The sequence below is a fragment of the Phytohabitans maris genome, from assembly GCF_031085175.1.
Lineage (GTDB): Bacteria > Actinomycetota > Actinomycetes > Mycobacteriales > Micromonosporaceae > Phytohabitans > Phytohabitans maris.
In genome coordinates, this window is record NZ_JAVHUY010000026.1 from 1 (window position 1) to 24,894 (window position 24,894).

Below are 24,894 nucleotides of genomic sequence, written 5' to 3' on the forward strand. Positions count from 1 at the left end.
CTAGTAGTGCTTTGTTAGGTCGGCGTGTCGTGGGGTCGTCGGGGTGGTGCGGGTAGTTTCATGCTTCGGTGACTCCGGATGAGCTTTCGGTTGTGCGGCAACGCCTGGAGGCGTTCGCGGCGGACGTGTTCACGCCCTTGGCCCGGTCTGACCAGCGGGTCAAGGGCGAGACGTATCTGCGGGGGCTGTTGCTGGACGGGCGGCGTAAGTCGATGCAGCCGATGGCGGCCCGGCTCGGCGTGGATCATCAGGGGCTGCAGCAGTTCGTGACCACGTCGACGTGGGACACCATGGCGGTGCGGGCGCGGCTGGCCGAGCGGGCGGTAGAGTTGATCGACCCGGTCGCGTGGGTGTTCGATGACACCGGGTTCCCGAAGGACGGCACCGGCTCGCCCGGGGTGGCCCGGCAGTACTCCGGCACCCTGGGCAAGGTCGCCAACTGCCAGATCGGGGTCAGCGTCCACGCGGTCACCGATACGGCGTCGTGCCCGCTGGACTGGCGGCTGTTCCTGCCGGAGTCCTGGGACGCCGCCAAGGCCGGACCGGCCGCGGTCAAGGCGGCCAAGGCCAAGCAGCGTAAGACGTTGACGAATGCACCGCGGGCCACCGCGTCTGTCGAACCGGCCGAGGTCGATGTTGATGCGGTCGCCGCTGCCGCGACCGAGACCGCGCGGCGGCGGCGCCGCAAGGCCGCGATTCCGGAGGATGAGGGCCACCGTCCGAAGTGGATACTGGCAATCGAGATGATCGACGGGCTCGCTGCACACGGATTGCGACCACCCCTGGTCACCGCCGACTCCGGCTACGGCGACAGCGGCCCGTTCCGGGCCGCGCTCGACGAACGCGGCATCCTCTACAGCGTCCAGGTCAAAGGCGAAACCCTCGCCCACCGGTCCGACGCGGAACCCGCGCCACCCACGTGGTCCGGGCACGGCCGCCCACCGACCCGCCCGGACTACCCCGACGACGCGGCCAGCATTGCCCGGCACGTGCTCGACGCCGGCCGCGATGCCGCGACCACGGTCACCTGGCGCGAAGGCAGCAAAGGCATCCTCAGCTCACAGTTCGTGTTCCTACGGGTCCGTCCGGCTGGGCACCGCATCCCCCGCAACCCCGACGGCAGCCTGCCCGAGCGGTGGCTGATCGCGGAATGGCCCGACGACGAGGCCGAACCGGTCACCTACTGGCTATCCAGCCAACCCGCCGACACCGACCCCGTCGACCTGATCCGCACCGCGAAGATCCGCTGGCGGATCGAACACGACTACCGCGAACTGAAAACCGGCCTCGGCCTGGACCACTTCGAAGGCCGCTCCTTCACCGGCTGGCACCGCCACGTCACCCTGGTCACCGCCGCGCACCTGTTCATCACCCTGCTGCGACACGACCCAAAAGCGGCTGCGCCGGCCTGACCCTCTACAAGGTCATCCGCGAGCTGCAATACCTCCTCGCGACCTGGACCGGCGCCTGCCCCACATGCCACCAAACCGTGAAACCCTTACACCACAACCAATCTCGAGTTACCTAACAAAGCACTACTAGGGCCTGTATCAAATTCCTTGCCGGGCTGCGCCGGGCCCAGGCGGCGCCATGCGGCGTCGGGCGTAAGCCCGCATACAACGCGGTCGCCCAGGTCGAGGAGAACGCGGGCGCGCTCGCCAAAGGCCCCCTGGCGCCAGACGCCGCGGCGGCGGTGACCGCCCTGCTCACCCACCCCCGCTCCCGCGGTTGATCAGGGAGTTCGTGACGTGACGCGCCGGCGACACGCGCGACGAACTCCCTGATCAACCCATCGAGGCGAGTCGGGCGGGTCAGGCGGAAGCGTGTTCTTTCTTGACCTGGTCGGCCAGGTGGGTGGGCATGGGTTCGTGCCTGGCGAAGGTCCTGGTGAAGGTGCCGGCGCCGCTGGTCATGGAGCGCAGCTCGACGGCGTAGCGGACCAGCTCCGTCGCGGGGACCTCGGCGCGGACCAGCGTGCGCTCGGTGCCGGTCTGGTCGGGCTCGGTGCCGAGCACCCGGCCGCGCCGACCCGACATGTCCGACATGACCGCACCGACGAACGAGTCCGGTACGCGGATCACGATCTCGTCGACCGGCTCCAGCAGGGTCAGGTGGCCCTTTTCGGCGGCGTCCTTGAGCGCCATCGCGCCCGCCGTCTGAAACGCCGCGTCCGAGGAGTCGACGCTGTGCGCCTTGCCGTCGAAGAGCGTGATGCGCAGGTCGACCACCGGGTAGCCGGCGACGATACCGCGTTCCATCTGGGCCTTGACGCCCTTTTCCACCGACGGGATGTAGTTGTGCGGGACCACGCCGCCCACGATCTTGTCGATGAACTCGAAGCCGCTGCCGCGGGGCAGGGGCTCGACCTTGATGTCGCAGACCGCGTACTGGCCGTGGCCGCCGGACTGCTTGACGTGCCGCCCGTGCCCGGACGACCCGGTCGCGAACGTCTCCCGCAGCGCCACCCGCACCGGCTCGGTCTCCAGCTCGACGCCGCCGGCGCGCAGGCGGTCCAGCACCACGTCGGCGTGGGCCTCGCCCATGCACCAGAGGACGAGCTGGTGGGTCTCCGGGTTGCGTTCCAGGCGCATGGTCGGGTCGCCGGCGACGAGCCGGCCCAGGTTTTTGGCGAGCGCGTCCTCGTCGGCCCGGCTCTTCGCCACGATCGCCACCGGCAGCAGCGGCTCGGGCATCTCCCAGGGCTCGACCAGCAGCGGCTGCTCCTTGAGCGAGATCGTGTCGCCGGTCTCCGCGCTGCCCGACTTGGTGATCGCGCAGATGTCGCCGGCGATCGCGGCGGGCACCTCGCGCAGCGTCGCGCCCAGCGGGGCGTAGATGTGCGCGATCCGCTCGTCCGCGTCGTGGTCGGGGTGGCCGCGCTCCTCCATGCCGTGCCCGGACACGTGCACCGTGGCCTCCGGGCGGAGAGTGCCGGAGAAGACCCGCACCAGGGAGACCCGCCCGACGTGGCGGTCGATGGTGGTCTTGACCACCTCGGCGACCAGCGGCCCCTCCGGGTCGCAGGTCAGCGGCGGCTGCGGCGACCCGTCGACGCCGGTGACCGCGGGCAGGTCGTGCTCCTGCGGCGTCGGGAACGCGGCGGTGAGCAGCTCCAGCAGCGCGTCGAGCCCCACCTGGGTCTGCGCGCAGACCGGTACGACCGGGTAGAAGTGGCCGCGGGCGACCGCCTTCTCCAGATCGGCGATGAGCACCTCGACCTCGATGTCCTCGCCGCCGAGGTAGCGCTCCATCAGCGTCTCGTCTTCGGACTCGGCGATGATGCCCTCGATCAGCTCGTTGCGCGCCTCCTCGATCGCGGGCAGGTGCTCCGGGTCGGGGTCGCGGACCTGCGGCGGGTAGCCGCCGGCCGGCTGTCCGGGCGAATAGTCGAAGACCCGCTTGGTGATCAGGCCCATCAGGCCGACGGTGGACTCGCCGTCGTCTCCCAGCATCGGCAGGTACAGCGGGAGTACGTTGTCGCCGAAGACCCGCTGGCACAGCGCCACCGTCTCGTCGAAGTCGGCCCGCTGGTGGTCGAGCCGGGTCACGGCGACCGCGCGGGGCATGCCGACGGAGGCGCACTCCTCCCACAGGGCGGCGGTGGCGGCGTCCATGCCGTCGACCGACGAGACCACGAAGAGGGCGGCGTCGGCGGCGCGCAGCCCGGCGCGCAGCTCACCGACGAAGTCCGCGTATCCGGGGGAGTCGAGCAGGTTGACCTTGACATCGTTGTGGATGAGCGGCGCGCACGCCAGGCTCACCGACCGCTGCTGCTTGACCGCGGCGGGATCGTGGTCGCAGACCGTGGTGCCCTCGGTGACGCTGCCCGCCCGGGGGATCGTGCCGGTCGCGGTGAGCAACGCCTCGACCAGAGTCGTCTTCCCGGCGCCGGAATGGCCGACGAGCACCACGTTGCGTACCCTGCCGGGTGCGTCCACCACCGGCGCGGGGCCGGTGACTCCCTTCTCCTGACTCTTCTGCGCCATCGCCAGAACCTCCCTAAGCAGCGGGCGTGCCTTCGCGGGAGCGTGAGTGTCCGGCGCCAGGCGCCACGAAGCGGCGACCAACACCAGTGAGCCACATCACGTTCGCCCTTCGATCCCACACCCGCAACACGCTGTACACAAGCCCGACGCACGAAGTCAGGTCCTTCGCCCTGTGAGGTCGGGCCGGCACGCGGGCCGTATCGTGAGAGCCGCCATGGCGAAGATCTTCCGTGTGTCCGCTCGGACGGCCCTCAGCTCCGTCGTCGAGCCCATCGCCCGCGCCCTCCTCCGCGCGGGCATCACGCCGAACACCGTCACGGTGGCCGGCACGATCGGCGTGCTGGTCGGCGCCATCGGATTCGCGGCCCGCGGCCAGCTCCTGGTCGCCCTCGTGATCATTGTGGTGTTCGCACTCACCGACTTCCTCGACGGCACGATGGCGCGGATGAAGGGCGGGTCGACCCGCTTCGGCGCGTTCCTGGACTCCTCGATGGACCGGGTGGCCGACGCCGGCATCTTCGGCTCGGTCGCGTACTACCTGGCCGGCCAGGACGACCGCTGGGGCATGGTCGCCGCGCTGCTCTGCCTGGCCGTCGGGCAGATCGTCTCGTACGTCAAGGCGCGCGCCGAGGGCCTCGGCATGACCTGCAACGTCGGCATCGCCGAGCGGCCCGAGCGGCTGCTCAGCGTCGGCGTGGGCGGGCTGCTCACGATCATCGGGCTGGAGTGGGCGCTGCCGGCCGCGCTGTGGATCCTCGCGGCGCTCTCCGTGGTCACCGTAGGGCAGCGCATCGCACACGTGTACAAGCAAGCGCAGACCCAAACACCGGCATGAGCGAGCGCAGCGAGCGAAACGGCTGGCTCAGCGCGGCCGAGCTCGGGTACGCCGCCGGCTGGCGGTTGGTCCGGGCCCTGCCCCGGCCGGTCGCGGCGGCGGCCTTCCGGGCGGGCGCCGACTGGGCGGCGCGCAAGCGGGGCAAGGGCGCCACCCGGCTGGCCGGCAACCTGCGCCGCGTCGTCGGCCCCGACTTGCCGGAGGGCGAGCTCGACGATCTGGTACGCCGCGGGCTGCGCTCGTACGCCCGGTACTGGATGGACGCGTTCCGGCTGCCCTCCCGCTCCACGGCGCAGATCCTCGACGACTTCGCCCTCGGCGGCGAGGACCGGCTCGGCGCCGACGTGGCCTCCGGGCGGGGCGCGGTGGTGGCGCTGCCGCACGCCGGCAACTGGGACGCCGCGGGCGCCTGGGTCGCCGCCAAGGGCTGGCCGATCGCCACGGTCGCCGAGCGGCTCAAGCCGGAGAGCCTCTACCAGCGCTTCCTCGCGTACCGCCGGGGTCTGGGCATGGAGATCATCCCCACCGACGGGGGTGACCGGCCCCCCTTCGATCTGCTGGTCGAACGCCTCGGCCAGGGTTTCGTCGTACCGCTGCTGGCCGACCGCGACCTGTCCGCGCGCGGCGTCGAGGTGACGTTCTTCGGCGGCCGGGCCCGGATGCCGGCCGGCCCCGCGCTGCTCGCCCTCCGCACCGGCGCCCCGCTCTACACCGTCACCATGTGGTACGACGCGGAGCGCGCCCACGGTGAGCTCTCCCAGCCCCTCCGACCCCCCACCGAAGGCCCGCTCGACCAGCGGGTCCGGGCGCTCACCCAGCAGGTGGCCGACGGGCTGGCCGCGGGTATCGCCCGGCATCCGGAAGACTGGCACATGCTGCAGCGGCTGTGGCTGGACAGCCCGGCGACAGCGCAGCGGGTCTAGGGGGAGGGGGCACATGCGCGTCGGCATCGTGTGCCCGTACTCCTTCGACGTCCCCGGCGGCGTGCAAAACCACGTCATGGACCTCGCCGAGGCGCTGATCGCGCTCGGGCACGAGGTGAGCGTGCTCGCGCCGGCCGACGAGGACGCCCCGCTCCCGCCGTACGTGGTGGCCGCCGGCCGCTCGGTCCCCTTCCCGTACAACGGCTCGGTGGCCCGGATCAGCTTCGGCCCGGTCTCGACCGCCCGGGTACGGCGGTGGCTGGCCCGCGGCGACTTCGACGTGCTGCACGTGCACGAGCCGTTCTCGCTGAGCCTGTCGATGCTCGCCGTGCTCTCCGCGCGCGGGCCGGTGGTGGCAACGTTCCACACCGCGATGACCCGGTCCCGGGCGATGGCCGCCGCGCAGGGCCTGCTCCAGCTCGTCCTGGAACGGATCACCGCGCGCATCGCGGTCAGCGCGCTCGCCCGCAAGGTGCAGGTCGAGCACGTCGGCGGCGGCGCGGTGGAGATCCCGAACGGGGTGGCGGTCGCCAAGTTCGCCGGCGCCGCGCCGCTGCCCGGGTGGCCGGGCGAGGGCGGGGCGGTCGGCTTCCTCGGCCGGTTCACCGAGCCGCGCAAGGGGTTCGGGCTGCTCCGCACCGCGTACGCCGACCTGGCCGCCACCCGCCCCGGGCTGCGCCTGCTGGTCGCCGGGCCGGGCGAGCGGGAGGAGCTGCTCGACGGGCTGCCGGCGGAGCTGCACGGCCGCGTCACGTACCTGGGGAAGGTGTCCGAAGAGGACAAGGCGCGGATGCTGCGCAGCGTCGACGTGTACGTGGCGCCGAACACCGGCGGCGAGTCGTTCGGCATGATCCTGACCGAGGCGATGGCGGCCGGCACCGCGATCGTCGCCAGCGACCTGGACGCGTTCCGCCGGGTGCTGGACGGCGGGCGGGCCGGCGTCCTCTTCCCGGTCGGCGACGCGGCCGCGCTCGGCGCCCGGGTCGGCGAGCTGCTGGACGACCCCGCACGCCGGTCCGCGCTGGCCGCGGCGGCGCGCGAGGTGGTCACCGAGTTCGACTGGCCGGTGATCGCGGAACGGGTGCTGGAGGTCTACGCGACCGCGATCGAGGCCACCGACGGAAGGGTGATCGACCAGGAAGTTCCCTGAGTGGAATTCGGGTCGAGCACCGTCGTGGGCGGCCGCGGCTCCCCACCAGAAGCAGGAAGGTCCCGCGACCCCTCTACCATGCGGTCATGTGGTGGGTGGTCGGCGTCGTCACCGTCGTGGTGCTCGTGTCGACGTACCTGACCTGGACCGCCGCCCGCGTCGACCGGCTGCACGCCCGCGCGGCGGCAGCGGCGAAGGCGCTCGACGCGCACCTGCTGCGGCGGGCGGCCGCGGCGGCGGTGCTCGCCGAGGAGCGCTCGGCGGTCGAGCTCTACGCGGCGGCCCGGATCGCGCTGGACAGCCCGCCGGAAGAGCGGGAGGCCGCGGAAAACGACCTCACCCGCCAGCTGCGGACCATCCCCCTCGACGAGGACGCCGAGGCACTGGTCGCGGCGAGCCGGCGGCTCGCGGTGGCCCGGCAGGTCCACACCGACCTGGTACGCGACGCGCTGTCGCTGCGCCGGAGGCGGGTGGTGCGGCTGTTGCGGATGACGCGGCGGCACCCCGAGCCGGAGTACTTCGACATCGACGACCCGATCCTCGCCCCCGCGGCGGTGCCGACCCCGCTGCCCTGAGCAGGCCACCTTGGGTGCGATTGGCTGTGGGAGGCCGCCCCGGCCGGCGATAAACTGCAGGTCATGGCCGAGATCACTCCTTCGTCGTCGCTTGCTGCCGGCACGTCGCCCGCCGGCGCGTCGCTTTCCGGGGGCACGTCGACCGCGCCCGCCACCGGCACCGCCCGCGTCAAGCGCGGCATGGCCGAGATGCTCAAGGGCGGCGTCATCATGGACGTGGTCACCCCCGAGCAAGCCAAGATCGCCGAAGACGCCGGCGCGGTCGCGGTCATGGCGCTGGAGCGGGTGCCCGCCGACATCCGGGCCCAGGGCGGCGTCTCCCGGATGAGCGACCCCGACATGATCGACGGCATCATCGCCGCCGTCTCCATCCCGGTGATGGCCAAGGCGCGCATCGGGCACTTCGTCGAGGCCCAGGTGCTCCAGTCGCTCGGCGTCGACTACGTCGACGAGTCCGAGGTGCTCACCCCCGCCGACTACGCCAACCACATCGACAAGTGGGCGTTCACCGTGCCGTTCGTATGTGGAGCCACCAACCTCGGCGAGGCGCTGCGCCGCATCACCGAGGGCGCCGCGATGATCCGTTCCAAGGGCGAGGCGGGCACCGGCGACGTCTCCAACGCCACCACCCACATGCGCAAGATCCGGGCCGAGATCAAGCGCCTCACCTCGCTGCCGGAAGACGAGCTGTACGTGGCGGCCAAGGAGCTCCAGGCGCCGTACGACCTGGTCCGCGAGGTGGCCCAGGCGGGCAAGCTGCCGGTCGTGCTCTTCACCGCGGGCGGCATCGCCACCCCGGCCGACGCCGCGATGATGATGCAGCTCGGCGCCGAGGGCGTCTTCGTCGGCTCGGGCATCTTCAAATCCGGCAACCCGGCCCAGCGCGCGGCCGCGATCGTCAAGGCCACCACGTTCCACGACGACCCCGACGTGATCGCCAAGGTCTCGCGCGGCCTCGGCGAGGCGATGGTCGGCATCAACGTCGACGACATCCCGCAGCCGCACCGGCTGGCGGAGCGCGGCTGGTGAGCGCCGCTCGCCTCAGCGCCCCCGCCAGCCTCACCGCTTCCGGCGGCCTCACTGCTTTCGCCGGCCTCACCGGCTCGGCTGGCCTCAGCGCTTCCGGCGGCCTTAGCGCCTCCGGCGGCCTTACCGCTTCCGGCGGTAGCGGCGCATGTGGAAGACCACGAGCCGCGCGGTGGTCGCGGCCGCGAGGGCCAGGCCGGCGAGGGTGAGCGCGACGGCCGCGCCGCCGTCCAGGTCCAGCTCCTCACCGAGCGGGATCAGCGCGTACAGGACCACGAGCCAGACCACCACGTCGGTCGGGACCCAGTCGCGCGGGTCGACCCAGCGCCGCAGGATCGCCAGCGCGGCCAGCAGCAGGAGGACGAAGACGCCGAGCGGCAGCCAGTTGGCCAGGGTGGCGTTGGCGTCGCCGAGCGCGACCGCCGGGACGACGCTGAGGCAGAGCAGCAGCAGGGCGCCGAGCCAGGTCAGCGGTGTGGCGAGGATCCGCATGACGATCGTGGCGTCGGAACGGGGTGGCACCGGGGGTGGGGTCACGCCGCACAGGATGTCACGCGGCACAGGATGTCACGCGGCACAGGATGTCACGCCCCACAGGATAAGGAGTTGGTCGATATGGCGCCGGTGATCGGCGTGTTCGCCCTGCAGGGCGACGTCCGCGAGCACCTGCGCGCTCTGCGCGAGTGCGGGGCGACCGCGACCGCCGTACGCCGCCCGTCCGAGCTGGACTCCGTCGATGCCCTGGTGATCCCGGGCGGCGAGTCGACGACGATGAGCAACCTCTCGATCGAGTTCGGCCTGCTGGAGCCGATCCGCAAGCGCATCGCCGGAGGCATGCCCACGTACGGCTCCTGCGCCGGCATGATCATGCTGGCCGGGCGGGTCCTCGACGGCCGCCCCGACCAGCAGTCGTTCGGCGGCATCGACATGACCGTGCGTCGCAACGCGTTCGGGCGGCAGGTCGACTCGTTCGAGGGGCCGGTCACGCTCAGCCCGTTCGAGGAGCCGTTCCACGCGGTCTTCATCCGCGCACCCTGGGTGGAGAGCGTCGGCGAGGGGGTGGAGGTGCTGGGGCGCGCCGCCGGTAGGATTGTCGCGGTTCGGCAGGGCAGTCTGCTCGCCACCGCCTTCCACCCGGAGTTGACCGGCGACCTCAGGGTCCACCGCCACTTCGTGGAAATGGTGCGCGCGGGGCTTAACGTGACGGAGGGGTAATGTCCGGCCACTCAAAGTGGGCGACGACCAAGCACAAGAAGGCGGTCATCGACGCCAAGCGCGGCAAGCTCTTCGCCCGCCTCATCAAGAACGTCGAGGTGGCGGCGCGCACGGGCGGCGGCGACCCGGCCGGCAACCCCACGCTCTTCGACGCCATCCAGAAGGCGAAGAAGAACTCGGTGCCCAACGACAACATCGACCGCGCCGTCAAGCGCGGCTCCGGCCTGGAGGCCGGCGGCGCCGACTGGCAGACCGTCACGTACGAGGGGTACGGGCCGAACGGCGTCGCCATCCTCATCGAGTGCCTGACCGACAACCGCAACCGCGCGGCGACCGAGGTGCGCACCGCCCTGACCCGCAACGGCGGCTCGCTGGCCGACGCCGGCTCGGTGGCGTACATGTTCAGCCGCAAGGGCGTGGTCATCGTCCCGCGGGCCGCCGGCGGCCCGAGCGAAGACGACGTGCTCACCGCCGTGCTGGACGCCGGCGCCGAGGAGGTCAACGACCTGGGCGAGGCGTTCGAGGTGGTCAGCGAGCCGACCGACCTGCTCGCCGTCCGCACCGCCCTGCAGGACGCCGGCATCGAGTACGAGTCGGCCGAGTCCTCCTTCGTGCCGTCGGTCAACGTACCGCTCGACGAGGAGGGCGCGCGCAAGGTCTTCAAGCTGATCGACGTGCTCGAAGACTGCGACGACGTGCAGAACGTGTACGCCAACTTCGACGTCTCCGACGAGGTCATGGCCGCCGTCGGCTGAGCCTATTCTTGGGGTCTACCGCCCAACTCGTCCGGCCCTAATTTGGCGAGAGGAGGTGACCATGACCGATACGTCACTTGAGAAAGACACCGAGCCGGAGCTCGACGAGGAGCTCCTCGCCGAGGCGATGCGCGGCACGGGCACGATGTCCCGCAACGAGACCCTAAACATCGTGCTGCGCGAATACGTGATGGCCAAACGGCACGTGCGCCGCAAGGCACTCGAAGAGATACGGCGGATGTCGGCTGAAGGCGCGTTCGACTGGGACGCGATCGAGGAGGCCGACAAGTGAAGTATCTCGCTGACACGAGCGCGCTTGTCCGTATCGAGCGGGACAAGGCCGACACGCATTGGGACAAGTTGGTGGAGCGAGGGCTCGTCACCATCTGTGAGCCAGTGCTCGCCGAGACGCTGCTTATCGCGGATGCCAAGAAGTACCAGAGCGTCGAGGACAAACTACGGGACCACTACCCGTGGGCGACGATTCCGGACAACATCTGGGATCTTGTCGCCGCCATCCGCCGTGATCTTGCGCGGCGCAGCGCTCACAAGGGTATGTCGGTGGCCGACTACGTCGTGGCGGCGACGGCGATCCGGTTGAAGCTGATCCTGCTGCACGAGGATGGCGACTTCGAGACGATCGCTCGCTTCGTCCCTGAGCTGAGGCAGCAGCGGATCAGTACCTTGCCCTGATCGTCCTGGTTTTTGGGGAAACGAGGGCGGGCAAAAGGGTCAAACCGGCTAAGGTCGGATGGTGTCGACTATCAGGCCGGCGCTGGCCGGATGCCTCGTGCTCGCCCTCCTCGCCGCATGCGGCGACGACAGTGACGATGCGGCCGACAGCGCCCGAGACGTCGCCCCCAGCGCCAGCTCAAGCCCAAGCCCAAGCCCGTCCGCCGGTCCCGGGATCGGGGGCAACGTCTACGCCGCCGCCGGGCCGGGCATGCTCAGCGAGGCCGTGCGCGGGCACCGCGAGCTGGTCTACGTGCCCAATACCGCCAGTGACGACGTCACCGTCATCGACCCCAAGACGTACAAGGTGGTGGACCGGTTCTACGGCGGGCCGGAGCCGCAGCACGTGGTACCCGCCTACGACCTCGGCACCCTCTACGTCGCCTCCAGCCGGGTGCCGACCGGCGGGCTGGTGCCGATCGACCCGCGGACCGGTAAGTCGGGCAAGCTGATCAACGTGCAGGACGTGTACAACCTGTACTTCACGCCGGACGGCACGCAGGCGATCGTGGTCGCCGAGGCGTACAAGCGGCTGGACTTCTACGACCCCGCCACGTGGAAGCGGACCAAGTCGCTGAGCTTTCCCGAGTGCGCCGGCATCAACCACCTGGACTACTCGGCGGACACCCGGACGATGCTGGTGAGCTGCGAGTTCGCCAACCGCATGATCGTGCTCGACGGGGTGTCGCACGAGAAGGTGCGGCAGTTCGACCTCGACGTGGTGCCGCACGGGATGCCGCAGGACACCCGGCTCACCCCGGACGGCAAGCACTTCCTCGTCGCCGACATGCACGCCGACGGGGTGTACGTCTTCGACGGCGCGGCCGCCAAACGCACCGGCTTCATCCCGACCGGCAAGGGCGCGCACGGCATCTACTTCAGCCGGGACGGCGCCCGCGCGTACATCTCCAACCGGGGCGAGGGCTCCGTCACGCTGCTCGACACCGCCACGCTCAAGCCGGTCACCAAGTGGCGGATTCCGGGCGGAGGCAGTCCGGATATGGGTGGCGTCTCCGCCGACGGCACGGTGCTGTGGCTCTCCGGGCGCTACGACGACGAGGTCTACGCGCTGAGCACGAAGGACGGCCGGCTCCTCGCCCGCATCCCGGTCGGCGCCGGCCCGCACGGCCTCACGATCTGGCCCCAGCCCGGCCGCTACTCGCTCGGCCACACCGGCAACATCCGCTGACGGCGGCGGAGGCGGCGACCCCTAGATGATCTATTCCAAGGGTGGGCTCGCTCAGCGGTACTGGAAGTACGTTATGGCGGCCTCATAACGTACTTCCAGTACCGCTGAGCAGAGATTCGGTCCTTGGTCGACGGCCACGAGCCGACCGATCCCCGACGGCGATCGAGGGAGGGCGCACGGGACCTCGACCCCGAGGTCACCGCTTGAGATCGGGACCGTCCCAGCAGATCGTGGTACGGATCGGCCCGCCTGAGGGCAACTGCGTACCACGATCTCGACGTCCGCCCGGTGCTGTCCTTGATCGATCGCGGCCCGGCCCGGGCCGGTCAACAGCCTGACGCTGCTGAGCGTGCCCAGCACACGGCCTTGATCGAATCAGCGTCAGTGGCGTTGGGTCCGGACCACGACGGGCATCGCGGTAGCTCATACCTTGGAATAGATCGCCTAAGCGATCACGTACTCCACCTCGGGCCGGCCCGGTCCGCCGTACCGGGAGGCGCGTTCCACCCGGCCGGTCTCCGCGAGATGCTCCAGGTAGCGGCGGGCGGTGACCCGCGACGTGCCGGTCACGCCCGCCACCTCCGCCGCGGAGAGCGGCGTCACGGACGCGCGCAGCGCGGCCAGCACCCGGTCGAGCGTGCCGGCGTCCAGCCCCTTCGGCAGCGACGCCGCCGGGCCGCCGCGCAGCGCGGCGAAGACCCGGTCGACCTCGTGCTGCGCGGCCACCTCACCCGCCGCCTGCACGTGGGCGCGGTAGCGGGCGTACGCGGCCAGCTTGTCCCGGAACGCCGCGAACGTGAACGGCTTCAGCAGGTAGTGCGTCACGCCCAGCGCCACCGCGGCCCGGACCATCGCGATGTCGCGCGCGGAGGTCACCGCCAGGACGTCGGTCGCGCTCCCCGCCGCGCGCAGCGCCCGGCAGACCTCCAGGCCGTGCCGGTCCGGCAGGTTCAGATCCAGGAGTACGAGGTCGACCGGCTCGGCCCGCAGCACGGCGAGCGCCTCCCGGGCGGAGTGGGCCACGCCGACCACCGTGAAGCCCGCCACCCGCTCGGTGTACTCCCGGTGCGCGTCGGCGATCAGCGGCTCGTCCTCCACGACGAGGACCCGGATGGTCACGGCACCGGGAGCCGCACGGTGAAGACCGTGGGGCCGCTCGTCGAGACCTCGTACCCGCCGCCGTAGCGCTCGACGACCTGGCCGACCAGGGCGAGCCCCAGCCCGCGCCCCTCCCGCTTGGTCGACCAGCCGCGCCGGAAGGCGTCCGCCACCTGCTCGGCCGGCAGCCCGGGTCCGGTGTCGGTGACCCGCACGAGTACCCGCTCGGCGGTCGCCTGGACGAGCACGGTGACCCGGCGCGGCGGCTCGGTGCCGGCCACCGCCTCGAGCGCGTTGTCGACCAGGTTGCCGACCACGGTCAGCAGGTCGCGGGCGGGCAGCGGCTCACCGTCCAGTCTGGACTCCGCGTCCACCACCAGCTCGACGCCGCGCTCGCTGGCCTGCGCCGACTTGCCCAGCAGCAGGGCGGCCAGCGCCGGCTCGGTCACCGCGCCCACCACCCGGTCGGTGAGCTGCTGGGCGAGGGCCAGCTCCTCGGTCGCCAGCCGTACCGCGTCGTCCGCGCGCCCCAGCTCGACCAGCGTGAGTACCGTGTGCAGCCGGTTGGCGGCCTCGTGGGCCTGGGCGCGCAGCGCCTCGGTCAGGCCGCGTACCGAGTCCAGCTCGCCGGTCAGCGCGCGCAGCTCGGTGTGGTCGCGCAGCGTGAGCACCGTGCCGAGCGGCCGCCCCTCGAAGCGGGTCACCTGTTGGTTGGCGACCAGCACCCGGTCGCCGGCCAGCAGCGGCTCGTCGGCGGCGGGGCGGCCGGAGGCGAGCAGGTCGCCGACGGCGGGCGGCAGGTCGAGCTCGCCGACGCGGCGGTCGGCCACCCCCTCGGGCAGGCCGAGCAGTCGCCGCCCCTCGTCGTTGACCAGCGCCACCCGCCCGCCCCGGTCCACCACCACGAGCCCTTCCCGGACGGAGTGGAGGACGGCGTCGTAGTACTCGTACATCCTGGTCATCTCGGCCGGTCCGAGGCCGTGCGTCTGGCGGCGGAGGCGGCGGCTGAGCAGCCACGCCCCGACCCCGGCGAGAGCGAGCGCCGCCACGGTGGCCGAGCCCACCGCGGGCGCCTGGCGCAGCAGCTTGCGGTTGATCGCCTCGGTGGTGATGCCGACGGAGACGAGGCCGACGACCGCGCCGCCGTCGCCGTGGACCGGGACCACCGCGCGCACCGACTCACCGAGCGTGCCGGTGTACACCTCGACGACGTGGCCGCCGGCGAGCGCGCCGTCGACCGTGCCGATGAACGGCTTGCCGATCAGGTCGCGGTTGGGGTGGGTGAACCGGGTGCGGTCGGGCGCCATCACCACGACGAAGTCGGTGCCGGTCGCGGTCCGGGTGCTCTCCGCGTACGGCTGGAGGCGGCGGGTCGGGTCGGGGGAGGCGAGCGCCTCGGCGACGAACGGGGCGCGGGCCACGGTCTGCGCCACGGAGGTCACCTCCTCGGCCGCCGCGTCGCGGGCGTCGTCCCGCGCGAGCAGGACGGCACCGGCCGTACCGCCCGCCACGAGGAGCGTCACGACCAGCACCTGGAGGGCGAAGAGCTGCCCCGCGATGCTCCATCTGCGTGTCATCGAGATCTGCGTGTCATCGAGCTGTTTCCGTCCCAGGTCCCGCCGGTGAACAGAATGAACGTAACGGTGTTTTCCGGTGAGACCCAGACCACAGTCTCCGCCATGGACACCCAGACCCCCGTCCCGCGGGTACGGCGGGACCGTACGCACTTCCTCTACATCGCCGTGGTCGTCGCCGTCGTGGCCGGCGTGACCCTCGGCCTGCTGGTGCCGGACGTGGCCAAGGAGCTCAAGCCGATCGGCACCGGCTTCGTGGCGCTGATCAAGATGATGATCAGCCCGGTCATCTTCTGCACGATCGTGCTGGGCGTCGGCTCGGTACGCCAGGCGGCCAAGGTGGGCCGGGTGGGCGGGCTCGCGCTCGGCTACTTCCTGGTCATGTCCACTGTGGCGCTGGCGATCGGCCTGGTCGTCGGCAACGTCGTCCACCCCGGTTCGGGCCTCGACCTGACCGGTACCGCCGCCGAGGCCGGCCAGGACGCGGCCAGCGACGCGCCGGACGAGGGGCTGGCCGACTTCCTGCTCGGCATCGTCCCCACCTCGCTGGTCTCCGCGCTGACCGAGGGGGAGGTGCTGCAGACGCTGCTGGTGGCGCTGCTCGTCGGCTTCGCGGTACAGGCGATGGGCACGCGCGGCGAACCGGTGCTCCGCGCCGTCGGCGTGATCCAGCGGCTGGTCTTCCGCATCCTCACGATGATCATGTGGCTCGCCCCGGTCGGCGCGTTCGGCGCGATGGCCGCCGTGGTCGGCGCGACCGGCGTGGACGCGCTCAAGAGCCTCGCCCAGATCATGCTCGGCTTCTACGCCACCTGCGCGATCTTCGTCTTCGTCATCCTCGCGGCGCTGCTGTGGGTGGTCGCCCGGATCAACATCTTCGCGCTGCTGCGGTACCTGGGCCGCGAGTTCCTGCTGATCCTCTCCACCTCGTCGTCCGAGTCGGCGCTGCCCCGGCTGATCGCCAAGATGGAGCACTTCGGGGTCAGCAAGCCGGTCGTCGGGATCACGGTGCCGACCGGGTACTCGTTCAACCTGGACGGCACCGCGATCTACCTGACGATGGCCTCGCTCTTCGTGGCCGAGGCCATGGGCGACCCGCTGTCGGTGGGCGAGCAGATCTCCCTGCTGCTCTTCATGATCATCGCGTCGAAGGGCGCGGCCGGCATCACCGGCGCCGGCCTGGCCACGCTCGCCGGCGGCCTGCAGAGCCACCGCCCGGACCTGGTCGACGGGGTCGGCCTGATCGTCGGCATCGACCGCTTCATGTCGGAGGCGCGCGCCCTCACGAACTTCGCCGGCAACGCGGTCGCGACCGTCCTCATCGGAACGTGGACCGGCGAGTTCGACCGCGCCCGCGCCCCGTCGGTGCTCGCCGGCGACGCCCCCTTCGACGAGACCACCATGCTCGACGACGACCCCGCCGACCCGGTGCCGGTCTCGCCCGCACCGGCCCCCGTGGGGACCCACTAAAGGTGATCGAAGCTCCCCTGAAGCCGTTAGAACGACTTGAGGGGAGCTTCGATCACGGGTGGAGACCGGCGCGGCGGGCATAGCCTGGAACGCATGGATCTCGTCGAGGCGCAGCGGCTGTGGGACGCGGAGCCGGGCTGGCTCAACACCGCGAGCTACGGGCTCCCGCCCCGACCCGCCTGGGACGCGTTGCAGCGGGCGCTGGGCGACTGGCGCGCCGGGCGTACCTCATGGGAAGGCTGGGGCGACGCGACCGGACTGGCCCGCGAAGCCGTCGCCCGGATCATGGCCGTGCCCGCCACCGACGTGGCCGCGGGCGCGACGGTGTCGCAGGTGCTCGCGCCGGTCGCCGCCGCGCTGCCGGCCGGCGCGCGGGTGGTGGTGCCGGAGATCGAGTTCACCTCGAACCTCTTCCCGTGGCTGGCCCAGGAGGCGCGGGGCGTGCGGGTGCGCACCGTGCCGGCCGACAAGCTCGCCGCCGCGGTCGACGCGGACACCGACCTGGTCGCGTTCAGCCTGGTGCAGTCATCGGACGGCACGGTCGCCGCGTACCGCGAGATCGTGGCCGCCGCCCGCGCGCACGGCGCCCTGGTCGTGGTCGACGCGACGCAGGCCTGCGGGTGGCTGCCCTTCGACGCGGGGCTGGCCGACGCGGTCGCCGTCTCGACGTACAAGTGGCTGATGGGGCCGCGCGGCCTGACCTTCGCCTACCTGGCGCCCGCGCTGCGCGAGCGGCTGACGCCGGCGGCGGCCGGGTGGTTCGCGGGGGAGGACGTGCACGACGCGTACTACGGGCCGCCGCTGCGGCTGGCCGGCGACGCGCGGCGGTTCGACATCTCGCCGGCGTGGTTCAGCTGCGTGGGGGTGGTGCCGGCGCTCGACCTGATCGAGCGGATCGGGGTCGCCCGGATCGGCGCGCACGACATCGCGCTGGCCGACCGCTTCCTGGCCGGGCTCGGCCGCCCGCCGGGCGGCAGCGCGATCGTCACGGTCGACGTGCCGGGGGCCGAGGAGCGGCTGCGCCGGGCCGGCGTCCGCGCGGCGGTGCGGGCCGGTCGCGTGCGGGCCTCCTTCCACGTGTACTCCACGGAGGCCGACGTCGACATGGCCCTCGACGCGCTGCTGTGACGGTGCGCACTTTAAATACGAGACGGTTCCGTATCGCTAGCGACCGGCGTAGCGTCGTCCGCGGATAAATACGAGACCGTTCCGTATCGGGGGGGAGCACGCCTAGTGCAACCGCAAGTCAACACCGGACACCCGAGGCGCTGGGCCATCCTGGGGGTCCTCGTCATCAGCCTCCTCGTGGTGGTCCTCGACAACACCGTGCTCAACGTCGCGCTGCGTACGCTGGCCGACCCGGTGCACGGCCTGGGGGCCAGCCAGGGTGAGCTGGAGTGGTCCATCAACTCGTACACGCTGGTCTTCGCCGGCATGCTCTTCACCGCCGGCGTGCTCGGCGACCGGTTCGGCCGCAAGCGGATGCTCACCGCCGGCCTCGCGCTCTTCGGGCTGGCCTCGCTGCTGTCCGCGTACGCCCAGTCGGCCGACCAGCTGATCTGGGCCCGCGCGCTGATGGGGCTCGGCGGCGCCGCGATCATGCCGGTGACGCTCTCGATCATCTCGAACGTCTTCGACCCGCGCGAGCGCGCCCGCGCCATCGCCATCTGGTCCGGCTCGGTCGGCCTCGGCATCGCGATCGGCCCGATCCTCGGCGGTGCGCTGCTGGAGAGCTTCTGGTGGGGCTCGGTCTTCCTGATCAACGTGCCGGTCGTCGCGGCCGGCCTGATCGCGGTCACCGTGATGGTGCCCGAGTCGCGCGACCCGCGCCCCGGCCGGATCGACATCGTCGGCGTCCTGCTCTCCGTCGTGGGCCTCGTCGCCCTGTCGTACGGGATCATCGACGGCGGTGAGCACGGCTTCGGCCGGCCCGTCGTGTGGGCGGCCATCGTCGGCGGCCTGGTGGTGCTCGCGGCCTTCGTGGCGTACGAGCGGCGCATCGAGTTCCCGTCCCTGGACGTGCGCCTCTTCAAGGTGCCGCGGTTCGCGGCCCCGGTGGCGCTGATCGGCCTGGTTTTCTTCGCCGCCATGGGCGTGTTCTTCTTCAGCGCCTTCTACCTGCAACTGGTGCGGGGCTTCAGCCCGCTGGAAACCGGCCTGATGATGCTGCCGTTCGCGGTGGCGCAGATGGCGTTCGCGCCGCGCAGCGCGGCCATGGTCCGCAGGTACGGCGGCAAGGCCGTCTCCGCGGTCGGCCTCGGCCTCACCGCGGTCGGGATCGGCGGTTTCGCCTTCCTCGGCGTCGACACGCCGATCGTGGTCGCGATGGCGTTCTTCTTCGTCCAGGGCGTCGGGATGGCCAACATCATGCCGCCGGCGATGGAGTCGATCATGTCGTCGCTGCCGCGGGAGAAGGCCGGCGTCGGTTCGGCCGTCTCCAACACGATCCGCCAGGTCGCCGGCGCGCTCGGCGTCGCGGTGCTCGGCTCGGTGCTCGCCGGCGTGTACCGCGGCCAGGTCGACGGCGCCGCCCAGGCGCTGCCCGGCCCGGCCCGCGACGCGGTGGAGGAGTCGATCTCCGGTGCGTACGGCGTGGCCGACCGCCTCGGCCCGGCCGGCGGCACGGTGATCAACGCGGCCAACGACGCCTTCGTGACCGCCATGCACTGGACCGCCGGGATCGGCGCGGTCGTCGCCGCGCTCGGCGTGCTGATGGTGGTGCGGTGGATGCCGGGCAAGGCGGCGCCGGAGCCGCAGGCGGCCGACGCGCCCGCCACGGCGCCGGAACTGGCAGCGGCGTCCTAGATCGGCGAGGATGCATGCTATGAGCTCCGCCGTCGAGAGTGCTCCGCGGTCGCCCGGTCGACCGCGGAGCACCCGCGCAGATGAGGCGATCATCGAGGCGGTGCTCGATCTGCTCGCCGAGGGCAGCACGATCGAGTCGCTGTCCATCGAGGCGATCGCGGCCAAGGCCGGCGTGGGCAAGGCCACCATCTACCGGCGGTGGTCGGGCAAGCAGGCGCTGCTGGTCGACGCCCTCCGCAGGCTCAAGGGCAAGCCGCCGACGCCGAAGGGCGAGTCGGTCCGCGACGACCTGGTGCTGCTGATGCGCGGCGTCGGGCGCAACGCCGACCCGCGGGCTTCCAAGATCATGCCGTGTCTGGTGCCGGAGGTGCACCGTAGCCCCGAGCAGTGGGCCGTCTACCAGGAGATCGTGCAGCCCCGGCGGGAGCTGACCCGCGAGGTGCTGCGCCGCGGCGTACGCACCGGCGAGCTCCGCGCCGACCTCGACGTCGAGCTGGCCGTGGTGATGCTCACCGGGCCCCTGCTGACGCAGCGCGTCCTGCAGCGGCAGCCTTACGTCGACGACGAGGCGCTGCCCGAGCGGGTGGTCGACGCGCTGCTCGCCGGCATGACCCCGCGCTGACCGTACGTGTGTCGGTGCGCCGCGCGGGCCACCCGACCCGCTAGGGTGTCGAACACACGTACGTGGTGTCTGGGTCGGGAGGGGGTCGTCGCGTGCGCGTGCTCGGCGTCGACCCGGGGCTGACCCGGTGCGGGGTGGGCGTGGTGGAGGGCGTGCCCGGCCGGCCGTGCACCCTGGTCGCGTACTACGTGGTCTACACCGATCCCGCCGACGACCTGGCCCTGCGCCTGCTCCACCTCGACCGCTCGCTCACCGACCTCGTCGCCGAGCACCAGCCGCGCAGCGTCGCGGTCGAGCGGGTGTTCAGCCAGCACAACGTGCGCACCGTGATGGGCACCGCACAGGCCAGCGCGGTCGCGGTGCTCGCCGGCGCGCGGGCCGGGCTGCCGGTCAGCACGTACACGCCGAGCGAGGTCAAGGCGGCCATCACCGGTTCGGGCCAGGCCGACAAGGCGCAGGTCACGTCGATGGTGACCCGCCTGCTCAAGCTGGACGCGCCGCCCCGCCCGGCGGACGCCGCCGACGCCCTCGCCCTGGCCATCTGCCACATCTGGCGCGGCGGCACCCGTTCCAAGCTGGCGGCCGCCGCGTCCCGTCAGCGGGGAGGAGCGAGATGATCGCGAGCGTGCGGGGCAGGGTCGCGGCGGTGTCGCCGGACGGAGCCGTCATCGAGGTGGGCGGGGTCGGCCTCGCCGTGCAGTGCGCGCCCGGCACGCTCGCCGGGCTGCGCCTGGGCGCCGAGGCCCGGCTCGCCACCAGCCTGGTGGTCCGGGAAGACTCGCTGACCCTGTACGGCTTCGCCGACGACGAGGAGAAACAGCTCTTCGAGCTGCTGCAGACCGCCAGCGGCGTCGGGCCCCGGCTCGCGCAGGCGGTGCTGGCCGTGCACTCGCCGGAGACGGTGCGGCGGGCGATCGCCACCGCCGACACCGCGACGCTCACCCGGGTGCCGGGCATCGGCAAGAAGGGCGCCGAGCGCCTCGTGCTGGAGCTGCGTGACCGCATCGGCCCGGTCGCGGTGGGCACCGACGAGACCGCCGGGGTACTGGTCGGCGCCTGGCAGGAGCAGGTGCGGCAGGGCCTGGTCGGGCTCGGCTGGACCGCGTCCCAGGCCGAGCAGGCGGTGGCCGCGGTCGCGGAGACCGTCGACGGCACCACGCCGCCCGTGCCGGTACTGCTCAAGCAGGCCATCCGCCTGCTCGGTAAGACGCGATGACGGATCCCGGGATCGTCTCGGCGTACGCGAGCGAGGCGGAGCGCGACGCCGAGGTCAGCGTCCGCCCGAAGCGCCTGGCCGACTTCATCGCCCAGCACCGGGTACGCGACCAGCTCGACCTGCTGCTACGCGGCGCGATGGGGCGCGGCGCCCCGCCCGACCACATCCTCCTCTCCGGCCCGCCCGGCTTGGGCAAGACGACCCTGGCCAACATCGTGGCGGCGGAGCTCGGGGTGGGGATCCGGGTGACGAGCGGGCCGGCGATCGAGCGTTCCGGTGACCTGGCGGCGATCGTGACCAGCCTCGCCGAGGGGGACGTGCTCTTCATCGACGAGATCCACCGGATCGCGAAGCCGGCCGAGGAGTTGCTCTACAGCGCGATGGAGGACTTCCGGGTCGACGTGGTGGTGGGCAAGGGGCCGGGGGCCACCGCGATCCCGCTCGACGTCGAGCCGTTCACGCTGGTCGGGGCGACCACCCGGTCGGGGCTGCTGACCGGGCCGATGCGCGACCGGTTCGGGTTCACCGCGCACCTCGACTTCTACTCGTCGGACGACCTGCGGACGCTGCTGCACCGGTCGGCGCGGATCCTGGGCGTCCCGATCACCGAAGAGGGCGCGGCGGAGATCGCCGGCCGGTCGCGGGGCACCCCGCGGATCGCCAACCGGCTGCTGCGCCGGGTGCGGGACTTCGCCGAGGTCCGGGCCGACGGCGTGGTCAGCCTGGAGACCGCCAAGGCCGCTCTCCAGGTGTACGACGTCGACGGCCTCGGCCTCGACCGGCTCGACCGGGCGGTGCTGACCGCGCTGGTGGAGTCGTTCCGGGGTGGGCCGGTGGGGCTCTCCACGCTGGCCGTCGCGGTGGGGGAGCAGCCCGACACGGTGGAGGAGGTGTGCGAGCCGTTCCTGGTGCGGGCCGGGCTCCTGGCGCGTACGCCCCGTGGCCGGGTCGCTACCGAGGCGGCCTGGCAGCATCTCGGGCGTACGCCGCCAAATGGTACGTTCGGGCCGGGGGCCAGCCCGGCGCCCGACCTGTTCTCGACCGAGCCATAGTCGTTCCTGGATATCCCGTGATCTGAACGTGATCTGTGCCAAGTTCGGTGTTCACAGGGACAGGGACTAGACTTCGCCGCGGTCCGTACAGGACGTGAGATCATGCCTGCGCTCCGGTGCCCCCGCGCCGGGTGCGGGTCCACTTGGAAGGTCATCTATCGTGCCTTTGGCAGCAAACTCCGGCGGCGCCGGCAGCTTCATGCCGATTCTCATGATCGTCCTGCTGTTCGGCGTCATGTACTTCATGATGATCCGTCCCCAGCAGAAGCGCCGTCGCGAGGCGGAGCAGATGCAGGCGACCCTCGGCCCCGGCGCGGAGGTGGTGACGATCGGCGGCCTCTACGGCCACGTGGTGAGCGTCGACGACGAGACGGTCACGCTCGAGGTCGCGCCCGGTGTGCAAAACCGCTACGCCCGCCCCGCCATCGCCCGCGTCGTGAGCGGCGCCGAGCCGCAGGACGTCCCGGCGGCCGAAAAGGTCGTCGACGAGGCCGACGCCAAGGACTGATCCGCTGAGCGGGCGGCGCCCCCACTCCACCCGCTCGACCCTGCCCAGACGCCGCCGGCTCGCCGGCCGGTCCACATCGATACCGCACAGGAGACCCGACAGCCGTGGCACCACCTCAGGGACAGATGCGCCCAGGGCGGCAGCTGGCCGTGCTCGCCCTGCTCTTCGTCGTCCTCTACCTCCTGGTCTTCCTCGGCGGTAGCGGCAGCTTCATGGACCGGCTCGAGCCCAAGCTCGGCCTCGACCTCATCGGCGGCAGCCGGGTGAGCTACACGGCCACCACGGCGAACGGGCAGGCGCCCCAGGCCGACCAGCTCGAAGAGGCCCGCCAGATCATCGAGAGCCGGGCGAACGCGTACGGCGTCTCCGAGGCCGAGGTGGTGACCGAGGGCGACCGAAACATCGTGGTCTCGCTGGCCGGCGAGAGCGACGACGCGCTGGCCAACCTCGGGCAGGCGGCCGAGCTGCGGTTCCGCAAGGTCATCAAGGTCACGGTCGACAACGCCGCGGCGGCGGTGGCGCCCTCGGCGAGCGCGACGCCGTCCGGCACCGCGGCACCCACGCCCTCCGCGGCCGGTACCCCGACCCCGAGCGCCTCGGCGAGCGGCGGCCAGGGCGGTGGCGCCCCGGCCCCGTCGGCGTCCCCCTCGGCGACTCCGACGCCCGCGCCCAGCCCGACCGGCACCGGCACGGCCGAGGCCGACCAGAGCGGCACCAGGACGCCCGAGCAGCTGCTGGCCGACGCGAAGCGCAAGGTCGGCGACGCCGCCTGGGCCGCGGCGGCCGCGCTGCAGAGCCCGCCGGACCTGAGCACCGACCCGGCGGCCGCCGCGCAGTTCGAGAAGTTCAGCACGCTGGACGGGCCCGAGGTGGCGGTCCTCGACCCGAACATGCAGTACAACGTGCCGACGATCGGCTGCGCCCAGCTCAACGCCCGCCCGCCGGGCTCGATCCAGGACCCGGCCAAGCAGGCGGTCTCCTGCGAGGCCTCGCAAAAGCTCTTCCTCGACGTGGCCAAGGTGCTCGGCACGGACGTGTCGGACGCCAACGGCGTGCTCGACCAGCAGGGCGGCGACTGGGTCGTCTCGCTCGACTTCACCGGCGACGGCCAGAAGAAGTGGACCGCGCTGACCCGCGAGGCGTACGAGAACACCAGCGGCGCCTGTGACGCCTCGGCCCTCGGCGACCAGGGCAAGTGCCGCGTCGCCGTGGTGCTCGACAACGAGGTGATCTCCTCGCCCGAGATCCAGGGCGTGCTCACCGGCGACTCGCAGATCACCGGTAGCTTCAACTCCAAGACCGCCAACGAGCTGGCCGGCAAGCTCCGCTACGGCGCGCTGCCGCTGACCTTCACGCAGAACGAGGTGCAGAACGTCTCGGCGACGCTCGGCACCGAGCACCTGAAGGCCGGTCTGCTGGCGGCGGGCATCGGCATGCTGCTGGTCGTCATCTACTCGTTCTTCTACTACCGCCTGCTCGGCACCGTGATCTTCCTGAGCCTGGTCCTCTCCGGCCTGCTGGTGTTCGGCGCGCTGATCGTGCTCGGCCGGCAGATCGGCTACACGCTCAACCTCGCCGGCATCGCGGGCTTCATCGTGTCGCTCGGTGTGGCGGCGGACTCGTTCGTCATCTACTTCGAGCGCCTCAAGGACGAGATACGCGAGGGTCGAAGTCCGCGCAGCGCGGTGCCGCGGGCGTGGGCCCGGGCCCGCCGCACGATCATCTCGGCGAACGCGATCACGCTGATGGCGGCCGTGGTCCTCTACATCGTGTCGGTCGGCACGGTGAAGGGCTTCGCGTTCGCGCTCGGGCTCGCGACCGTGCTCGACCTCGTGGTCGTCTTCCTCTTCCGGCATCCGATCATGACGATGTTCGCGCGCACCCGCGCGTTCCTCTCGCCCCGGGTCAGCGGCCTCGGCCGGGTCCTGGAAAAGGAGCCCGGAGAGCAGCCGGCCAAGCCCCGCAACCCGCGCGTGAAGGAGGCGTAGCCGATGAGCGAGCGCAGCGAGCGAATCATCAGGCGGAGCGCTCATGGAGTCTCGTGCCCGCCCGGAGCGAAGCGAGGACGGGCATGAGCGAGCGTAGCGAGCGAATCATGAAACTCAGTGCGCTTGGAGTCTCGTGCCCGCCCGGAGCGAAGCGAGGACGGGCATGAGCGAGCGT

General features: G+C 71.8%; 24 protein-coding genes. 20 read left to right on the top strand and 4 right to left on the bottom strand.

The features are described 5' to 3' along the window. Window positions 1-68: 68 nt before the first annotated feature. Entirely contained in the window at window positions 69-1,412 is a 1,344-nt protein-coding gene (locus RB614_RS25535; RefSeq protein ID WP_308714810.1) for an IS701 family transposase, read from the top strand. 399 nt (window positions 1,413-1,811) lie between these two features. Here the strand turns inward: RB614_RS25535 and RB614_RS25540 are convergent, their stop codons facing one another. Beyond that, window positions 1,812-3,986 (bottom strand): elongation factor G-like protein EF-G2, encoded by a 2,175-nt coding sequence (locus RB614_RS25540; protein ID WP_308715165.1) that lies wholly within the window; start codon window positions 3,984-3,986, stop codon window positions 1,812-1,814. A 214-nt stretch (window positions 3,987-4,200) separates the two neighbouring features. Between RB614_RS25540 and pgsA the strand changes: the two genes are divergently transcribed. The 5 genes from pgsA (at window position 4,201) to pdxS (ending at window position 8,498) form a co-directional block, all read left to right on the top strand. After that, window positions 4,201-4,821, top strand: a complete 621-nt coding sequence (gene pgsA, locus RB614_RS25545; RefSeq protein WP_308715166.1) for a phosphatidylinositol phosphate synthase — start codon at window positions 4,201-4,203, stop codon at window positions 4,819-4,821. Then, complete coding sequence (locus RB614_RS25550; protein WP_308715167.1) at window positions 4,818-5,744, top strand: phosphatidylinositol mannoside acyltransferase; 927 nt, start codon at window positions 4,818-4,820, stop codon at window positions 5,742-5,744. The genes pgsA and RB614_RS25550 overlap by 4 nt, the downstream gene beginning before the upstream one ends. A gap of 13 nt (window positions 5,745-5,757) precedes the next feature. Next, window positions 5,758-6,894 carry a glycosyltransferase family 4 protein gene (locus RB614_RS25555; protein WP_308715168.1) on the top strand — a complete coding sequence of 379 codons (1,137 nt, stop codon included), beginning with the start codon at window positions 5,758-5,760 and terminating at the stop codon, window positions 6,892-6,894. 86 nt (window positions 6,895-6,980) lie between these two features. Continuing rightward, entirely contained in the window at window positions 6,981-7,469 is a 489-nt protein-coding gene (locus tag RB614_RS25560; protein WP_308715169.1) for a hypothetical protein, read from the top strand. 63 nt (window positions 7,470-7,532) lie between these two features. Then, entirely contained in the window at window positions 7,533-8,498 is a 966-nt protein-coding gene (gene pdxS / locus RB614_RS25565; protein ID WP_308715170.1) for a pyridoxal 5'-phosphate synthase lyase subunit PdxS, read from the top strand. Between the two features lie 120 nt (window positions 8,499-8,618). Here pdxS and RB614_RS25570 read toward each other — a convergent pair whose 3' ends face one another. Beyond that, on the bottom strand, window positions 8,619-9,032 hold the full coding sequence (locus RB614_RS25570) for a hypothetical protein (RefSeq protein ID WP_308715171.1): 414 nt from the start codon (window positions 9,030-9,032) through the stop codon (window positions 8,619-8,621). Between the two features lie 78 nt (window positions 9,033-9,110). Here RB614_RS25570 and pdxT point away from each other — a divergent pair, with 78 nt between their 5' ends. From pdxT to RB614_RS25595, 5 genes are all read left to right on the top strand, one after another. Continuing rightward, entirely contained in the window at window positions 9,111-9,710 is a 600-nt protein-coding gene (gene pdxT, locus RB614_RS25575) for a pyridoxal 5'-phosphate synthase glutaminase subunit PdxT (RefSeq protein ID WP_308715172.1), read from the top strand. Next, window positions 9,710-10,465: a YebC/PmpR family DNA-binding transcriptional regulator gene (locus RB614_RS25580; RefSeq protein ID WP_308715173.1), complete on the top strand. Its 756-nt coding sequence runs from the start codon at window positions 9,710-9,712 to the stop codon at window positions 10,463-10,465. Before pdxT ends, RB614_RS25580 begins: the two co-directional genes overlap by 1 nt. A gap of 61 nt (window positions 10,466-10,526) precedes the next feature. Continuing rightward, window positions 10,527-10,757, top strand: a complete 231-nt coding sequence (locus RB614_RS25585) for a type II toxin-antitoxin system VapB family antitoxin (RefSeq protein WP_308715174.1) — start codon at window positions 10,527-10,529, stop codon at window positions 10,755-10,757. Continuing rightward, window positions 10,754-11,158, top strand: a complete 405-nt coding sequence (locus RB614_RS25590; RefSeq protein ID WP_308715175.1) for a PIN domain-containing protein — start codon at window positions 10,754-10,756, stop codon at window positions 11,156-11,158. Before RB614_RS25585 ends, RB614_RS25590 begins: the two co-directional genes overlap by 4 nt. Window positions 11,159-11,216: 58 nt before the next feature. Beyond that, on the top strand, window positions 11,217-12,386 hold the full coding sequence (locus RB614_RS25595) for a YncE family protein (protein ID WP_428983112.1): 1,170 nt from the start codon (window positions 11,217-11,219) through the stop codon (window positions 12,384-12,386). A gap of 444 nt (window positions 12,387-12,830) precedes the next feature. On the opposite strand, the gene RB614_RS25600 is transcribed toward RB614_RS25595, so the two are convergent. Together RB614_RS25600 and RB614_RS25605 are read right to left on the bottom strand one after the other, a co-directional pair. After that, window positions 12,831-13,505, bottom strand: a complete 675-nt coding sequence (locus tag RB614_RS25600; protein ID WP_308715177.1) for a response regulator — start codon at window positions 13,503-13,505, stop codon at window positions 12,831-12,833. After that, a complete protein-coding gene (locus tag RB614_RS25605; RefSeq protein ID WP_308715178.1) occupies window positions 13,502-15,061 on the bottom strand; it encodes a sensor histidine kinase in 1,560 nt (519 codons plus the stop codon). The genes RB614_RS25600 and RB614_RS25605 overlap by 4 nt, the downstream gene beginning before the upstream one ends. A gap of 102 nt (window positions 15,062-15,163) precedes the next feature. On the opposite strand from RB614_RS25605, the gene RB614_RS25610 reads away from it, so the two are divergent. The 9 genes from RB614_RS25610 to secD all read left to right on the top strand — a co-directional run bounded on the left by RB614_RS25610 (window position 15,164) and on the right by secD (window position 24,719). Beyond that, window positions 15,164-16,528 (top strand): cation:dicarboxylate symporter family transporter, encoded by a 1,365-nt coding sequence (locus RB614_RS25610; RefSeq protein WP_308715179.1) that lies wholly within the window; start codon window positions 15,164-15,166, stop codon window positions 16,526-16,528. 93 nt (window positions 16,529-16,621) lie between these two features. Further along, the gene (locus RB614_RS25615) at window positions 16,622-17,656 is read left to right on the top strand and encodes an aminotransferase class V-fold PLP-dependent enzyme (RefSeq protein ID WP_308715180.1); all 1,035 of its coding nucleotides are present in this window, start codon (window positions 16,622-16,624) and stop codon (window positions 17,654-17,656) included. A 105-nt stretch (window positions 17,657-17,761) separates the two neighbouring features. Then, a complete protein-coding gene (locus RB614_RS25620) occupies window positions 17,762-19,333 on the top strand; it encodes an MFS transporter (protein ID WP_308715181.1) in 1,572 nt (523 codons plus the stop codon). Between the two features lie 10 nt (window positions 19,334-19,343). Beyond that, the gene (locus RB614_RS25625) at window positions 19,344-19,955 is read left to right on the top strand and encodes a TetR/AcrR family transcriptional regulator (protein WP_308715182.1); all 612 of its coding nucleotides are present in this window, start codon (window positions 19,344-19,346) and stop codon (window positions 19,953-19,955) included. Between the two features lie 92 nt (window positions 19,956-20,047). Further along, window positions 20,048-20,572 carry a crossover junction endodeoxyribonuclease RuvC gene (ruvC, locus tag RB614_RS25630; RefSeq protein WP_308715183.1) on the top strand — a complete coding sequence of 175 codons (525 nt, stop codon included), beginning with the start codon at window positions 20,048-20,050 and terminating at the stop codon, window positions 20,570-20,572. After that, window positions 20,569-21,171: a Holliday junction branch migration protein RuvA gene (gene ruvA / locus RB614_RS25635; protein WP_308715184.1), complete on the top strand. Its 603-nt coding sequence runs from the start codon at window positions 20,569-20,571 to the stop codon at window positions 21,169-21,171. Before ruvC ends, ruvA begins: the two co-directional genes overlap by 4 nt. Beyond that, complete coding sequence (gene ruvB, locus RB614_RS25640) at window positions 21,168-22,223, top strand: Holliday junction branch migration DNA helicase RuvB (RefSeq protein ID WP_308715185.1); 1,056 nt, start codon at window positions 21,168-21,170, stop codon at window positions 22,221-22,223. The genes ruvA and ruvB overlap by 4 nt, the downstream gene beginning before the upstream one ends. Before the next feature lie 199 nt (window positions 22,224-22,422). Then, the gene (gene yajC, locus RB614_RS25645) at window positions 22,423-22,731 is read left to right on the top strand and encodes a preprotein translocase subunit YajC (RefSeq protein WP_308715278.1); all 309 of its coding nucleotides are present in this window, start codon (window positions 22,423-22,425) and stop codon (window positions 22,729-22,731) included. A 104-nt stretch (window positions 22,732-22,835) separates the two neighbouring features. Then, window positions 22,836-24,719: a protein translocase subunit SecD gene (secD, locus tag RB614_RS25650; RefSeq protein WP_308715186.1), complete on the top strand. Its 1,884-nt coding sequence runs from the start codon at window positions 22,836-22,838 to the stop codon at window positions 24,717-24,719. Window positions 24,720-24,894 lie beyond the last annotated feature (175 nt).

Bases quoted from the DNA above. Each gene is read 5' to 3' on its own strand.
- RB614_RS25540 (WP_308715165.1), bottom strand. From the start codon at position 3,986: ATGGCGCAGAAGAGTCAGGAGAAGGGAGTCACCGGCCCCGCGCCGGTG.
- pgsA (WP_308715166.1), top strand. From the start codon at position 4,201: ATGGCGAAGATCTTCCGTGTGTCCGCTCGGACGGCCCTCAGCTCCGTC.
- RB614_RS25550 (WP_308715167.1), top strand. From the start codon at position 4,818: ATGAGCGAGCGCAGCGAGCGAAACGGCTGGCTCAGCGCGGCCGAGCTC.
- RB614_RS25555 (WP_308715168.1), top strand. From the start codon at position 5,758: ATGCGCGTCGGCATCGTGTGCCCGTACTCCTTCGACGTCCCCGGCGGC.
- RB614_RS25560 (WP_308715169.1), top strand. From the start codon at position 6,981: ATGTGGTGGGTGGTCGGCGTCGTCACCGTCGTGGTGCTCGTGTCGACG.
- pdxS (WP_308715170.1), top strand. From the start codon at position 7,533: ATGGCCGAGATCACTCCTTCGTCGTCGCTTGCTGCCGGCACGTCGCCC.
- pdxT (WP_308715172.1), top strand. From the start codon at position 9,111: ATGGCGCCGGTGATCGGCGTGTTCGCCCTGCAGGGCGACGTCCGCGAG.
- RB614_RS25580 (WP_308715173.1), top strand. From the start codon at position 9,710: ATGTCCGGCCACTCAAAGTGGGCGACGACCAAGCACAAGAAGGCGGTC.
- RB614_RS25585 (WP_308715174.1), top strand. From the start codon at position 10,527: ATGACCGATACGTCACTTGAGAAAGACACCGAGCCGGAGCTCGACGAG.
- RB614_RS25595 (WP_428983112.1), top strand. From the start codon at position 11,217: ATGGTGTCGACTATCAGGCCGGCGCTGGCCGGATGCCTCGTGCTCGCC.
- RB614_RS25605 (WP_308715178.1), bottom strand. From the start codon at position 15,061: ATGACACGCAGATGGAGCATCGCGGGGCAGCTCTTCGCCCTCCAGGTG.
- RB614_RS25610 (WP_308715179.1), top strand. From the start codon at position 15,164: ATGGACACCCAGACCCCCGTCCCGCGGGTACGGCGGGACCGTACGCAC.
- RB614_RS25615 (WP_308715180.1), top strand. From the start codon at position 16,622: ATGGATCTCGTCGAGGCGCAGCGGCTGTGGGACGCGGAGCCGGGCTGG.
- RB614_RS25625 (WP_308715182.1), top strand. From the start codon at position 19,344: ATGCATGCTATGAGCTCCGCCGTCGAGAGTGCTCCGCGGTCGCCCGGT.
- ruvA (WP_308715184.1), top strand. From the start codon at position 20,569: ATGATCGCGAGCGTGCGGGGCAGGGTCGCGGCGGTGTCGCCGGACGGA.
- ruvB (WP_308715185.1), top strand. From the start codon at position 21,168: ATGACGGATCCCGGGATCGTCTCGGCGTACGCGAGCGAGGCGGAGCGC.
- yajC (WP_308715278.1), top strand. From the start codon at position 22,423: ATGCCGATTCTCATGATCGTCCTGCTGTTCGGCGTCATGTACTTCATG.